Below are 14,224 nucleotides of genomic sequence, written 5' to 3'. Positions count from 1 at the left end.
TTTCGTTTTATTGAAGCTTAAACTTTGAAAGCGTCTGATTTAAATCATCTGTAAGCTGTCTTAGTTCAACCACTTTTTCTACCATTTTTTCAAAGGCCAGGAGCTGTTCAGTTGTCGAAGCAGATATTTGCTCGCTTCCAGCTGCTGTCTCTTCTACCACGGCACTGATGCTTTCTACATTTTGCAGCACTTGTTCTCCAAGATCCTTTGAATTCAACATTCCTGTTTTTAACTCATTTAATTCTGATGTAATTCCTTTTACTTTAAGATCGATATCTTCAAAAGCACTTGTTGTGTGATCCATTCCGTTTTGCTGCTTTTGAGCAATTGAAACCCCATTTACGACAGATTCTGAAATACTGGCTATTCCTGATTGAATTAAACTTACCATTTCAAATATTTGGGATGTTGCACCCGTTGATTCTTCTGCAAGCTTTCTCACTTCAGCTGCAACAACGGCAAAGCCTTTGCCTGCCTCACCGGCACGTGCAGCTTCAATGGCAGCATTTAATGCAAGCAAATTCGTCTGATTTGCAATATTTGAAACAACCTTAGCCATATCTTCTATTTTCGTCATATACCCAATAAATGTTTTTGTTGATTCTTCAATTTGCCTAGTTGTATTCATGTTTTCCGTAATGAGCAGCCGCTGCGCTTTAATGGCGTTCTGCCCTGATGCAATGGCGTTAACCGTTTCTTTTCCGTATTGAACGGATTGCTCAGACCGGTTTACATTTTCGCTGAAATCAAAATCCATTCTCTCAATCAAAGTTACCGCATCTTGAAGGTCAGAGGAAATCGATTGAGATCCTGCAGATAATTCATCTGTAGATACAGCTACCTGATTGCTGATTTCAGTTAATGTCCTGTTCTCTCCCTCAAGATCTTTTGCAAAACCTTCTACTTCTTTGCTTACGCTGTCGATTGAGAATAGAAGTCCTTTAAGCTGATGAGTCATTGCAGTGAAAGAATCATTCAGTGCTGCTATCTCATCTTTTCCTTTGTAAGTAATCATGTTCACTGCCAAATTGCCATTTGCAATTTCATTCGCCTGATGGGAAAGCCCCTTTAGCGGCTTTGTAATGGCATTGGTCATGCGAATGACAATATAAGAAGATAGGGAAATTAAAAGAATTGTACCGATTATTGCAGATAAAATAACGAATTCGATTTGTTTTTTCAAATTCTCCTGAAGCATCTCATATCGTTCATTCGCATAAATGTTCATTAAGTGCACATCATTTGAAACTCCATCAACTCGGACAGACTGCCGCTTCGCTTCTGCCTGATTTTTTTCATTAAGTGCCTGTCCTGTTTCTTCTTTTAAAGCTGTAAATTTATTTGAAGCCTTTTGCAGAGCTTGTTTCGTATTTTTATCCTTCACGATTTGATTTAATTCTTCTAAAAGCTTTTCATTTCTCTGCAGTGCTTGAAAGGTTTCTTCTTTTTGGGCATCTGTCAATGAAAAGGCGAAGTTGTTCAGGCTTTGCTTTGTTACAGTAAGCTCTCCCTGCAATTTTTCAATATTTAAAAGGACTGGAACTTCATTTTGATTAGATGATTGAATGGACAGCATATTTACAATAATAAAACCAATCATCAAGGTAGCCATAATTATGATGCTGAGTGAATTCAGCAAAAGCTTTTTCTTAAGTGACACAAGTAATCCCCCTAGTTGCCTTCTGCTAATTTTTTCTGCCATTCATCAAGGGTTTTCTGCTGATCTTCCGTAAGCGAAATAACACGGATTGGCGCCAGCTGAACGCCATTGTCTTTTAAACCTAATTCAATATGACCATCAGGAACTTCTTTTTTCCTTACATACTCTTTAAGCAGCTTGTAGATTCCTACGTCTACATTTTTGAGCATAGAAGTTATCACTGATTTTTCTGCGTAAAAATACTGATCGCTGTCAACCCCAATTGCGAAAACACCGTTATCTTGAGCTGCTTTTAGTGCACCTACTCCGGTAAAACCAGCGGCAGCATATAAAACATCAGCCTGATTGCCAATCATTTTTTCCGCTATTTCACTGCCAAGTTTATCGTCGCCGAAATCATTGGCATATTCCGTTATTATTTTTATATCCGGATTAATTGCCTTTGCGCCTTCTGAAAATCCATCGGCAAACTTATTGATAAGCGGAACATCAGCTCCGCCAATAAATCCGACTGTACTCGATTTTGATGTCATGGCAGCAGCAGCTCCTGCTAAGAAGCTGCCCTCATCCTCTTTAAACGTAATCGACGTGATGTTATCCAGCTCTGAAACGGCATCAATTAATATAAATTTCTGTTTAGGATATTTTTTCGCTGTTTTCTCAAGATCCTCCTGAACCATAAAACCAAGTCCGATAACTAAGTCATTGCCTTCTTTAACTAATTCAGTTAATCCCTTTTCATAGGTCCCGGTATCTTTAATTTCTCTGTAATCGAATAAAACTCCAAGCTCATCACGTGATTTCATTAGTCCTGCAAATGCTGAATCACTAAATGACTGATCGCCAAGTCCGACATCAGACAACATAATGCCCACCTTTATCTTTTCTTCTGCCTTACTAACAGATTCGGATTTTCCGCAGCCTGAAAGCAGCATCATGAGGCAAAACGAAAGCAGTATCGCTCTATGATTTCTTTTCATTAATGGTTTCTCTCCCTTTAAAAGTATCTCCTCATGTCATATCGACTGATTTTCGGAAATCTTTATTGTTGGAAGGGTTTTGCGTGTAAATTTTTTATGAGATAACTGAACCTCAGAATTATATCAGCCAATTTTTTTTGATTACTATCCGCCGCCACCTGAGTTTTCATCTACCAAACTTGTAATTGCTCAAAAAAAAAGGCTGGCGTATAGTTTGTTGTTATTCATTATAAATGTTGCCCGCTCCTTGCAGCGAGAGGAACTTGCTTTCCGCGGTCCGCCTGGGAGCCTCCTCGGCGTTGCCTGTGGGGTCTCCCAATTTGCTCTATTTCCCGCAGGAGTCAAGTTTATCCGCTGCAATCCACTAAGGGTTTTTAACATTTAGTCTAATAGCAACAATGTTTACTAAAAGAGCCAAAAAAAAAAACAGCAAGCGATCAACTCGCTTACTGTTCCTTTTTGAAATATGTCCAGCCATCTTCCTGATAAACTTTCCCGGCTTTCATCAATGATCCGATTGCACGCTTGAACGCGCCTTTGCTCATGTTAAAGCGTTCTTTAATATCTTCGGGATCGCTTTTATCGAAGAATGGCATCGCTCCGCCTCTTGATTCCATGTAATCATAAAGCTGCTGTGCGTCTGCATCCAATGCTTCATGCTTTCTTGGAAGAAGGGATACATTGATTGTTCCATCTTCTTTTACATCAATTACTCGTCCTGTTACAAGCTCGCCAAGACGCGGCTCTCTTTTACGCTGCGAAGAGTGAATGAATCCTTTGTAGCCTTCTTCGGTGATCATGTATGAGCCGGCAATTATCATTCTGTACACTCGGCCTGTCACGGTTTGATTGTTGGCTGCACCTTCCGCTGAGACTATATTCTCCTGCATGACATCTTCCGTTGCAAGCTTCGTGAAAAACCTGCCATTTTTCGTTACCTTCAATGAACAATAAAGCATGTCCCCTTCTTCAGGCCAGACCTCAATAAATGCGGGAAGAATATCGTTTGCCACCAGCGCATCCTTGGATAAGCCGATGTCAACAAATGCTCCCATATCTTCTCTTACACTTACAACCTCTACCCAGTCATAATGATCCTCAGTAATTTTCGGTCTTTTCATTGTTGCAGCAAGACGATCCTCATGATCGACAATTATATAAACCTCAACTTCTTCTTTGTCTTCGATCGGCTCCGTGATTTCGGTTTTGTGAAGCAGCACACGGTTTTCTCCGTCTGTTAAATAATAGCCATAATCTACTTTTTCATCTATTGAAAGTGTCATAAACGTTCCTGGATTCATCAGTGATTTTCGTTCCTTTCTTTTGCAGGTTGCATCTGCTGTTATTGTTAAGCTGTATCCGACATTTATATATGTATGTTGTCGGCTTTTCATCTCTAAATGGATTTGGGCTATAAAAATGAGGCGTATTATGAACTGATTCGGCGGGCAGACTGTGAACTTTGTCTTGTCCGGCTCCATCGCCTAGCTCCTCGGCCAGAACGGCTCCGCCAGTAAAGGCAAAGAGCTAAACAGGCGATTCCGCACTTCATGTGTTGTTATCCCCTGTACATTCTACTATAATCTAATGATAATACAAAGTTCTTGGAGGGATTTTTATGGCGAAGGATAGTTCTTTTGATATTGTGTCGAAGGTGGATATGCCTGAGGTGACGAATGCGATTACGATGACAATGAAGGAAATCGGCACGCGCTATGATTTTAAAGGGAGCAAAAGCAGCATTTCTCTTGAAAAAGAAGAGATTATTTTAGTCTCAGATGATGAGTTTAAAATGGATCAGTTAAAGGATGTTTTTATTACCAAACTGATTAAGCGCAATGTGGCGACCAGAAATATTGATTACGGCAAAATTGAAGGCGCATCAGGAGGTACGATTCGCCAGCGTGCTAAGCTGATTCAGGGTATTGATAAGGATAATGCCAAAAAGATAAATGCCATTATTAAAAATTCTGGCTTAAAAGTAAAAACACAGGTTCAGGATGATCAGGTCCGCGTAACCGGCAAAAATAAGGACGACCTCCAGCAGGTGATTGCAGCCGTTCGCGGTGCAGACTTGCCGATTGACGTCCAGTTTCTTAATTTCAGATAATGTGAACGAACACTCGGGCTCTTTTCAGCCGGGTGTTCGTTTTGCTGTTCGGCAGGTTTTCCCATTGAACTATCCTCAATAAATTCCCCGTCTATTCAGAAAACTTTTACTTTTGTATTGAATCTATCCGAAAAAACATGTAAATTAGATATAATATCTTTTTGCTAATTTCATATTTCACCATTCTTATCTAGAGAAGCTGAGGGACTGGCCCTTTGAAGCTTCAGCAACCTGGCATAATGAAACCATCTGTATTCAGCAGAGCTTTCATTCCAAGGTGCTAATTCCAGCGATGCATCCATCGAACGATAAGAAGAAGTCCTGAACGTTCAAAAGTCTTCTTCTTGGAAGGCTTTTTTTGTTTTTCTTTACTTGCATGGAGGAGGTTTGGAGTTTGACACTTTTAAACGATTTACAGAACAAGATCCTGATTGGCGACGGAGCAATGGGAACACTGCTTTATTCTCATGGAGTGGACCGATGTTTCGAAGAATTGAATTTATCAAAGCCTGACGAAATCTTGAATGTCCATAAGGCTTATATTGCAGCCGGTGCTGATGTCATTCAGACAAATACGTACGGAGCCAATTATATTAAGCTTTCAAGATACGGATTAGAAGATGAAGTAAGAGCGATCAACCGTACTGCTGTTCAAATTGCCAAAAAAGCAGCAGCCGGCAATGACACTTATGTTCTCGGCACAATTGGAGGCATCCGAGCTTTCAAAAAAAACGCCTATTCTCTTGAAGACATTAAAAGAAATTTCAGGGAACAGCTTTACCTTTTGCTCAGTGAAGAGGTCGACGGGCTTCTGCTTGAAACCTACTACGATCTCGAAGAAATAAAAACAGTATTAGAGATAGCAAGAAAAGAAACGAATATCCCGATTATTACAAACATCTCCCTGCACGAAATCGGGGTGCTGCAGGACGGAACACCCCTGCATGAAGGTCTTTCTCAGCTTGAAGCAATTGGTGCTGATGTTGTCGGGCTGAATTGCAGACTGGGACCTTATCATATGCTTTCATCACTTGAAGAAATTCCACTGCCTGATAAAGCGTACTTATCTGTTTATCCAAACAGCAGCTTGCCTACCCTTGAAGAAGGCAGACTTGTGTATGGCTCAGGAGAAAAATATTTTGCAGAAAGTGCTCTTGCCTTCAGAAACCAGGGAGCAAGGCTGATTGGAGGGTGCTGCGGCACAACGCCATTGCACATTAAAGCAATGGCGGCAGCGCTTAAAGGACTGCCTCCAGTTACAGAGAAGAAAGTGAAAATCAGAAAGCAAGAGATTTCTGTCACGTCAGCAGCGGAAAGAAAGTACCCTCCCCTGCAGGAAATAGTGAGCGAGAAACGTTCCCTGATTGTAGAACTCGATCCTCCTAAAAAACTTGGAATCGACAAATTTCTAAAAGGGGCAAAAGCACTGCAGACAGCTGGAATCGATGCCTTAACACTTGCAGATAACTCGCTTGCGTCACCGCGGATTAGCAATGTTGCTGTTGGATCCATCGTTCAGCAAACACTTGGGCTCAGGTCATTAATTCATATTACATGCCGCGACCGGAACTTAATTGGCCTTCAATCTCATTTGATGGGTCTTCATACACTTGGACTTACAGACGTCTTAGCAATCACGGGCGATCCATCAAAAATCGGGGATTTTCCGGGAGCCACATCCGTTTATGATCTTTCATCTTTTGATTTAATCAGCTTAATCAAGCAATTTAACGACGGTCTTTCTTATTCAGGTAAACCGCTTGGGGAAAAAACCAATTTCTCGGTAGCTGCCGCGTTTAATCCTAATGTCAAATATCTTGATAAAGCGGTAAAAAGGCTTGAGAAAAAAATTGCCTGCGGTGCAGATTATTTCATCTCGCAGCCCATTTACTCAGAAAAACAGCTGATTGATGTGTATGAGGAAACGAGGCATTTAACCGTTCCGATTTATATAGGCATTATGCCGCTCACAAGCAGCCGCAACGCAGAGTTTATTCATAACGAAATACCGGGCATTACTCTTTCTGACAGTATCCGGGAACGAATGGCTAAAGCGGGTGATAATCGCGAGAAAGCCTATCAGGAAGGATTGGCTATAGCTAAAAGATTGATTGATGCTGCCTTTGACTTATTTAATGGAATCTACTTAATTACACCATTTTTAAACTATGAATTAACCGTTGAACTGACAAACTACATTCATAAGAAACAAACTGAGGTCGATGAAAGGAAGATTACGCATGTCTGATATAAAAACACAGCTTGAGAAAAAAATCCTCGTTCTGGACGGAGCGATGGGCACCATGATTCAGGATGCAAATCTTTCAGCAGCTGATTTCGGCGGAGAAGAATACGAGGGCTGCAATGAATATTTAACGATTACTGCACCAGAAGTCATTGAATCCATTCATGATGCTTACTTGAGGGCAAAAGCAGATATTATTGAAACCAACACATTTGGCGCAACTAAAATAGTCCTTGATGAATATGATCTTGGTCACCTCGCTTTTGAATTAAATAAAAAAGCGGCGGAGATTGCAAAGAAGGCAGCTGAAAAGTTTTCAACTCCTGAATGGCCCCGTTATGTTGCAGGCTCAATGGGACCTACGACAAAAACACTGTCAGTCACAGGCGGAGCAACGTTTGATGAGCTTATTCAAAATTATGAGGAGCAGACACTTGGCCTGCTCGCAGGCGGCGCTGATTTGCTGCTGCTTGAAACGAGCCAGGATTTATTAAATGTGAAAGCAGGCTTTCTTGGTATTAAACGCGCTTTTGAACAAGCAGGCAAAGAAATTCCGCTGATGATTTCAGGAACGATTGAACCTATGGGAACGACGCTTGCAGGCCAGGATATTGAAGCCTTTTTCATCTCGCTTGAGCACATGAAACCTTTATCTGTAGGTCTTAACTGTGCAACAGGACCTGAATTTATGACCGACCATATCCGAACACTGTCAGGAATGGCTCACACGGCTGTCAGCTGCTATCCTAATGCGGGATTGCCTGATGAGGAAGGGAATTATCATGAATCACCCCGTTCTCTTGCTCAAAAAGTGAAAGGATTTGCAGAGCAGGGCTGGCTGAACATAGTCGGCGGCTGCTGCGGAACGACACCTGCACATATTACTGCCATTGCTGACGCTGTAGGTGAACTCTCCCCCCGCTCAGTTCCGGGACGCGATCCAGCCCATACTGTATCAGGCATCGATCCGCTGATTTATGATGATTCGATGAGACCGCTATTCGTAGGAGAACGGACTAATGTTATTGGCTCGAGAAAGTTTAAACGATTAATCGCGGAGGGGAAATTTGAAGAAGCAGCTGAAATTGCACGTGCGCAAGTGAAAAACGGAGCACACGTTATTGATATCTGTCTTGCTGATCCAGACCGTGAGGAATTAGAAGATATGGAAGCATTTATGCAGGAAATTACGAAAAAAGTAAAAGCACCGCTTGTCATCGATTCAACCGATGAGAAAGTGATTGAAAAAGCACTCTCCTATTCTCAAGGGAAAGTGATTATCAATTCAATCAACTTAGAAGACGGTGAAGAAAGATTTGACGCTGTCGTCCCTCTCATTCACAAATATGGTGCAGCTGTTGTCGTGGGAACGATTGATGAAAAAGGAATGGCGCTTACGGCTGAGCAAAAGCTTGATATCGCTGTTCGTTCATTCGAACTTCTGACAGAAAAACACGGACTAAATCCATCAGATATCATTTTTGATCCACTCGTTTTCCCTGTAGGAACGGGAGATGAGCAATACATCGGCTCAGCTGAAGAAACGATAAAGGGCATACGTTTAATAAAAGAGCGTTTGCCGCAATGCCTGACTATCCTTGGCGTAAGCAATGTATCATTCGGACTCCCTCCTGTTGGACGCGAAGTGCTGAATGCGGTCTATTTGTATCACTGTACTCAGGCAGGACTGGACTACGCAATCGTCAATACAGAGAAACTTGAACGATTTGCGTCCATCCCAAAAGAGGAAATTGAAATGGCAGAAACTCTGCTTTTCAACACAAATGACGAAACATTGGCTGTCTTCACAAACCATTATAGAGGGAAAAAGAAAACGGCAAAAAAACCGGGTCAGTCTCTTCCTCTGGAGGAACGTCTTGCTCAATATGTGGTCGAGGGCACGAAAGAAGGACTTCTTGCAGATCTTGAGATTGCATTAAAAGAGTACGCAGCACCGCTTGATATTATCAACGGCCCTCTAATGAAAGGCATGGCTGAGGTTGGAGAGCTGTTTAATACAAACCAGCTTATTGTTGCTGAAGTACTGCAAAGCGCAGAGGTCATGAAAGCATCCGTCTCCTTTTTAGAGCCTCACATGGAAAAAAAGGATGACAGCGGAAAAGGCAAAATTCTGCTGGCAACAGTCAAAGGTGACGTACATGATATCGGGAAAAATTTAGTCGATATCATCTTAAGCAACAATGGCTACAAGGTTGTGGATTTAGGCATAAAAGTAACGCCCCAGGATTTGATTCTTGCGGTCAAAAAAGAAAATCCTGATATTGTAGGACTATCAGGACTTCTCGTAAAGTCTGCGCAGCAAATGGTTTTGACTGCACAGGATTTAAAAGAAGCTGACATTTCTGTGCCAATCATGGTTGGCGGCGCTGCTTTATCCAGAAAATTTGCCGACGGAAAAATTGCACCTCAATACAGCGGTCCTGTCATTTATGCTAAGGACGCTATGGATGGACTTTCCCTTGCAAACAGGATCAGAGTGGATCCCGCTCAATTTAAGAAAAAAGAAGCCGTTCCAGAAAGATTTGCTGAAAAGAAAGCAACTCCGGCTGTAACTGAATTGCTGGAAAAAAGAGCAGAGCTCACACCATCTCCTTATTTTCAGCCAGAAGACTGCAAACGGCACATTATTAAAGATATTGAACTGTCACATCTGATTCCCTACATTAACATGCAAATGCTGATCGGCCATCATCTTGGCCTAAAAGGAAAAGTAAAGGAAATGCTTAAAAATAAAGATCCAAAAGCGGTTGCCTTAAAAGAAACAATAGACGAACTTCTTAAACAGGGCTACGAAGAAAAATGGTTTCAGCCTGCAGCTGTCTATCAATTTTTCCCGGCAGAATCTGATGGCAACAGTCTGCACATTCTTGATCCTGAAACAGAAAAAACACTGCAGACATTTGAATTCCCAAGGCAATCGAAGCTCCCGCACCGCTGTATATCCGATTATATCCGTCCAAAAGAAGATGGCAAACAAAGAGATTATGTCTCCTTCTTTGCCGTAACGGCCGGTAAAAAAGTGAGGGAAATTGCCAACCGCTTTAAAGAGCAGGGTGATTACCTGAAAAGCCATGTGGTACAGGCACTGGCACTTGAGCTTGCTGAAGGTTTAGCAGAACGGACTCACCAGCTGATCCGCGATCAATGGGGTTTTCCTGATCCTCCTGATTTCACTATGGACCAGCGCTTTTCTGCCAAATATCAAGGTCAGCGTTTTTCCTTTGGATACCCTGCCTGTCCGAATCTGGATGACCAGGCGAAATTATTTGACCTTATTGCTCCTGAAGATATAGGCGTGAATTTGACGGAAGGCTTTATGATGGAGCCGGAAGCTTCTGTAACGGCAATTGTTGTCGCTCATCCTGAAGCAAGATATTTCAATGTATTGAACTAAAACCTCGGTTTTAGTTCTTTTTTAGGCTCTTTTAGTAAATATTGTTGCAATTAGACTAAATGTTAAAAACCATAAGTGGATTTCAGCGGATAAACTTGACTCCTGCGGGAAATAGAGCAAATTGGGAGACCCCACAGGCAACGCCGAGGAGGCTCCTAATTTGCTCCCCGCGGAAAGCAAGTTCCTGGAGCGGAAAGGAACGGGCAATATTTATAATGAAAAACAACAATCTATGCGAAAACAGCCTTTTTTTATAGAAGATTTCACGTTTCATCTCATTCAATCAGGGAATATATTCTAAATAACAGCTACATATTCAACAACCTTTTCACCATACTAATCAAGATTAAACCTTGGAGGGATTTGAATGAGTCAAGATAGTCAAAACAAAAAAACGATGCCGGCACAGCATCAGGATGTTCAGCCGGGGCATGAGAACTTAATGAAACCGCAGCCTGAGTTTGATGCACTTCAATATAAGGGCAGTGAGAAGCTGCTTGATAAGGTGGCTATTATTACAGGAGGAGATTCAGGTATTGGACGGGCAGTTGCTGTCCATTATGCAAAGGAAGGCGCTGATGTCGTCATTTCTTATTTGGACGAGCATGAGGATGCTAATGAAACAAAACGGCTTGTTGAACAGGAAGGCCGCAAATGCATTCTGATGCCGGGAGATATTGGAGAAGAATCATTCTGCGGACAAATCGTATCTGAAACCGTGGGTCAGCTTGGAAAAATTGATATTCTTGTTAATAACGCAGCAGAACAGCATCCCAAGGCAGGCATTGAGGAGATCTCAAAAGAACAGCTTGAACGGACGTTTAAAACAAACATATTCTCTTTCTTTTACATGACAAAAGCTGCCCTTCCGCATATGAAACAAGGCAGCAGCATTATCAATACATCTTCTATTACAGCCTATGCAGGAAACGACCAGCTGATCGATTATTCATCAACGAAAGGCGCTATTACAGCCTTTACCCGATCTCTTTCCGCGTCTCTTGTTAAAAAAGGCATTCGGGTAAACGGAGTAGCTCCAGGTCCAATCTGGACTCCGCTGATTCCATCTACCTTCGATGCAGAGAAAGTTTCAGAATTTGGAGCAGACACGCCTATGGGACGTCCCGGTCAGCCAGACGAACTTGCACCAAGCTACGTTTTCCTTGCAAGCAATGATTCAACGTATATTACAGGCCAGATGATTCATGTAAATGGCGGAAAAATCATTAACGGATAAACCTATTTTCAAAACGTCCTGAATTTGCGGATTCATGGCGTTTTTTTTGTGTAAAATTTTATTTTTCGCTTCATATAAATGTGTGAATGACCGCTACTTTTTTGAAAGCGCATACATATAATGTATCAGAAAGGGGTGAAAATCATGGATCGATTAATTTTCTTGTTCTTGGCTGCTATTCTTGCCGGCTTTGCTTTACTTGAACTGTCATTACCTGCATTCTTAGCTTTCTTAGCGCCTTTTATCACTTTCGTTGGCACTTTAGCCATTTTAGTATTTTCTTTTGTACTAATCTTTAAAGCATTCAAAGCTTTATTTAAAAAATAGCAGGGAACCGGCAAGATTATTTGCCGGTTTTTTTAGTCTGTATTTCACTTTAAGCTGCCGCAGGCCATAAATAGGCTAACATAATTCTTCCTCCGGCATACCTTAACTTTGAGACATGAAAATGCTCATCAACAAGATTTAACAATAGGAGGAATTTTTAATGGGTAAAGACGGAGGAAATTGCGGCGGCGGCTATAATAGCGGTTTCGCATTAATTATCGTATTGTTTATTTTATTGATTATCATCGGTGCTTCTTTTGTAGGCGGCGCTGGATACGGCGGACACGGCTACTGCTAATGACAGATGAACGGCTTGCTTCATAGGCAAGCCGTTTCTAAATACATAAAAAACGCATGAATTCATTAGAATCCATGCGTTTAAACTTAAACTTGTGCACTTGTTAAAATGTCCGTAATAACAGGTACGATTTGTTTTTTGCGGGAAACTACGCCTTTTAAAACAGCTGTGTTGTCCACAAGTTTCACATCATATGCCTGTTCTACAGCACGTGTTTCGCGTCCAAGGGCCAATGCTACCGAATCATTGATTAAAATATCCGTTACGACAAAAATGAATAAATCTAATTCTTTTTCAGCGATAACAGCGGAAATCAAGGCTTCAATTTCCTCTTTATGAACTAGTACATCGTTTGGATCTACAGCGTTTACTTGCGCAATTTCAACTTTATAGTTGCCCATAGAAAATTCCTTAGCATCAAGTGAAATAAGCTCACCCACTGTTTTGTCGCTTAAGTCAGCACCTGCTTTAAGCATTTCAAGGCCGTAGACCTCGGAATCAACTCCTGCAATTTCAGCTAATTCGCGCGCAGCTGCTACATCCTGATCTGTGCATGTAGGTGATTTAAACAATAGTGAATCTGAAATAATCGCAGAGAGCATTAATCCTGCAATTTCTTTAGGAATGCTGACACCATTTTCTTTGTACAATTTGTTTAAAATGGTAGCTGTGCAGCCTACTGGCTCTGCACGATAATACAACGGATCGCTTGTTTCAAAATTGGCAATGCGATGGTGATCAATCACTTCAAGTACTCGAACATCGTCAATGTCACTCACACTTTGCTGACGCTCGTTATGGTCGACTAAAATAACCTGGCTAACTTCATTTGACACTGTTTCTACAAAGCGGGGAGTTTCGATCCCAAAAGTAGTTAAAGCGAACTGAGTTTCACCGTTTATTTCGCCTAAGCGCACAGGCTCAGCATTTAAACCAAGCTTTGTTTTAAGATCAGCATACGCAATGGCAGAGCATATTGTATCTGTATCGGGATTTTTATGACCAAAGATTAATACTTTTTCCATCTAAAAAAACTCCTTTGCTGTTAATACTCTAGAATTTTTGCCGCATCAAGGGGCGTATATTTTCTTATTTTAACAGAAAATTGTGCCGTTCACTGTCTAATTTTTAAAAGTTTATTAAAGATACACCTTATTATTAACCGTTTTGCTTACTTTTTCAAGTACGACCTTATGATTGCATGCAGTTTCTGCTTTTCATGAGGCGGAATGGATTCTGAAAGTCTGGCAGCAGCTAATGGCAGCTCCCACTCATAAAGCTCATCAGCAGTGAAGGAACGATATTTTTTATACTCTCGAATATACAGCTTGCACATCCATTTTCGGATGAACCCCATAATTGCATCATTAGTCTTCAATCCGCCAAACCTCAAAATTAGAATAGTCCGAGCAAGGTCAGCCATAGGATGCCCGCACACCGCATCAGCCCAATCAATCACTACAGGATTACCGTCAGAGATTAAAATATTATCAGGGTGAAAATCCCCGTGACAAAGCTGTTTTCCTGAGGAAAGACAAACTAAATGGTCTAATATCGCTGTCTTTTCTGCATCTGAAAGACTTGAAGCATGGATTTTCATTTCAATAGAACTCTTCTGGGTTTTTAGAGATTCTGCCGATTTTTCATGGATACTTGCATGAAGCCTTGCCATCATCTTTAAACGTCGAATGGCAGCTGAAGGATTTTTCATCATTTCAGATGTTAATGGATTGCCTGCTGCTTTTTCAAAGACAATCCCTTCTTTACCGTCAATGGTCACAATCCCATAAGCTTTTGGAACGCTTATTCCGCATTCAGTCAAGTACCTATTCACTTCAAATTCGTAATGAATATTTGCTGAATCATATCTATACATTTTAACAGCCTTATCTTTTCCGTAAGAATACGTAATGGCTGTCGAGCCTTCGCCGATTATATCCATCTCATTCAAT

General features: G+C 41.3%; 11 protein-coding genes and 1 riboswitch. Of the genes, 6 read left to right on the top strand and 5 right to left on the bottom strand.

Annotated features, from left to right (window positions below; all coding sequences use genetic code 11):
• Positions 1-7: 7 nt before the first annotated feature.
• The 3 genes from GJU41_RS01845 to GJU41_RS01835 form a co-directional block, all read right to left on the bottom strand.
• The gene (locus tag GJU41_RS01845) at positions 8-1,660 is read right to left on the bottom strand and encodes a methyl-accepting chemotaxis protein (protein WP_170292693.1); all 1,653 of its coding nucleotides are present in this window, start codon (positions 1,658-1,660) and stop codon (positions 8-10) included.
• Positions 1,661-1,671: 11 nt separating this feature from the next.
• Positions 1,672-2,640, bottom strand: coding sequence for a BMP family lipoprotein (locus GJU41_RS01840; protein WP_154317900.1), 969 nt, complete (start codon positions 2,638-2,640; stop codon positions 1,672-1,674).
• A 446-nt stretch (positions 2,641-3,086) separates the two neighbouring features.
• The gene (locus GJU41_RS01835; RefSeq protein ID WP_070879315.1) at positions 3,087-3,941 is read right to left on the bottom strand and encodes a CvfB family protein; all 855 of its coding nucleotides are present in this window, start codon (positions 3,939-3,941) and stop codon (positions 3,087-3,089) included.
• A gap of 317 nt (positions 3,942-4,258) precedes the next feature.
• On the opposite strand from GJU41_RS01835, the gene GJU41_RS01830 reads away from it, so the two are divergent.
• From GJU41_RS01830 to GJU41_RS01805, 6 genes are all read left to right on the top strand, one after another.
• A complete protein-coding gene (locus GJU41_RS01830; protein WP_070879220.1) occupies positions 4,259-4,750 on the top strand; it encodes a YajQ family cyclic di-GMP-binding protein in 492 nt (163 codons plus the stop codon).
• Between the two features lie 183 nt (positions 4,751-4,933).
• Positions 4,934-5,065, top strand: a riboswitch (SAM riboswitch).
• A gap of 79 nt (positions 5,066-5,144) precedes the next feature.
• Complete coding sequence (locus tag GJU41_RS01825) at positions 5,145-6,998, top strand: bifunctional homocysteine S-methyltransferase/methylenetetrahydrofolate reductase (RefSeq protein ID WP_154317899.1); 1,854 nt, start codon at positions 5,145-5,147, stop codon at positions 6,996-6,998.
• On the top strand, positions 6,991-10,410 hold the full coding sequence (metH, locus tag GJU41_RS01820; RefSeq protein ID WP_154317898.1) for a methionine synthase: 3,420 nt from the start codon (positions 6,991-6,993) through the stop codon (positions 10,408-10,410). The genes GJU41_RS01825 and metH overlap by 8 nt, the downstream gene beginning before the upstream one ends.
• Before the next feature lie 367 nt (positions 10,411-10,777).
• On the top strand, positions 10,778-11,647 hold the full coding sequence (locus GJU41_RS01815) for an SDR family oxidoreductase (protein WP_154317897.1): 870 nt from the start codon (positions 10,778-10,780) through the stop codon (positions 11,645-11,647).
• A 144-nt stretch (positions 11,648-11,791) separates the two neighbouring features.
• On the top strand, positions 11,792-11,974 hold the full coding sequence (locus GJU41_RS01810) for a hypothetical protein (protein WP_070879224.1): 183 nt from the start codon (positions 11,792-11,794) through the stop codon (positions 11,972-11,974).
• Between the two features lie 160 nt (positions 11,975-12,134).
• The gene (locus tag GJU41_RS01805; protein WP_083328368.1) at positions 12,135-12,272 is read left to right on the top strand and encodes a YjcZ family sporulation protein; all 138 of its coding nucleotides are present in this window, start codon (positions 12,135-12,137) and stop codon (positions 12,270-12,272) included.
• Positions 12,273-12,358: 86 nt separating this feature from the next.
• Here GJU41_RS01805 and GJU41_RS01800 read toward each other — a convergent pair whose 3' ends face one another.
• Positions 12,359-13,297, bottom strand: a complete 939-nt coding sequence (locus GJU41_RS01800) for a manganese-dependent inorganic pyrophosphatase (protein ID WP_070879225.1) — start codon at positions 13,295-13,297, stop codon at positions 12,359-12,361.
• A gap of 146 nt (positions 13,298-13,443) precedes the next feature.
• Positions 13,444-14,214, bottom strand: coding sequence for a phosphotransferase enzyme family protein (locus GJU41_RS01795; protein WP_224771377.1), 771 nt, complete (start codon positions 14,212-14,214; stop codon positions 13,444-13,446).
• Positions 14,215-14,224 lie beyond the last annotated feature (10 nt).

Origin of the sequence: Metabacillus idriensis (assembly GCF_009674765.1) — a bacterium.
Lineage (GTDB): Bacteria > Bacillota > Bacilli > Bacillales > Bacillaceae > Bacillus_P > Bacillus_P idriensis.
The sequence above is the reverse complement of the archived record's forward strand: the minus strand, read 5'-3'. Positions and strand labels throughout refer to the sequence as shown.

Coding starts and splice junctions, on each gene's coding strand:
- GJU41_RS01840 (WP_154317900.1), bottom strand. CDS start 2,640: ATGAAAAGAAATCATAGAGCGATACTGCTTTCGTTTTGCCTCATGATG.
- GJU41_RS01835 (WP_070879315.1), bottom strand. CDS start 3,941: ATGAATCCAGGAACGTTTATGACACTTTCAATAGATGAAAAAGTAGAT.
- GJU41_RS01830 (WP_070879220.1), top strand. CDS start 4,259: ATGGCGAAGGATAGTTCTTTTGATATTGTGTCGAAGGTGGATATGCCT.
- metH (WP_154317898.1), top strand. CDS start 6,991: ATGTCTGATATAAAAACACAGCTTGAGAAAAAAATCCTCGTTCTGGAC.
- GJU41_RS01815 (WP_154317897.1), top strand. CDS start 10,778: ATGAGTCAAGATAGTCAAAACAAAAAAACGATGCCGGCACAGCATCAG.
- GJU41_RS01810 (WP_070879224.1), top strand. CDS start 11,792: ATGGATCGATTAATTTTCTTGTTCTTGGCTGCTATTCTTGCCGGCTTT.
- GJU41_RS01805 (WP_083328368.1), top strand. CDS start 12,135: ATGGGTAAAGACGGAGGAAATTGCGGCGGCGGCTATAATAGCGGTTTC.
- GJU41_RS01800 (WP_070879225.1), bottom strand. CDS start 13,297: ATGGAAAAAGTATTAATCTTTGGTCATAAAAATCCCGATACAGATACA.
- GJU41_RS01795 (WP_224771377.1), bottom strand. CDS start 14,214: ATGGATATAATCGGCGAAGGCTCGACAGCCATTACGTATTCTTACGGA.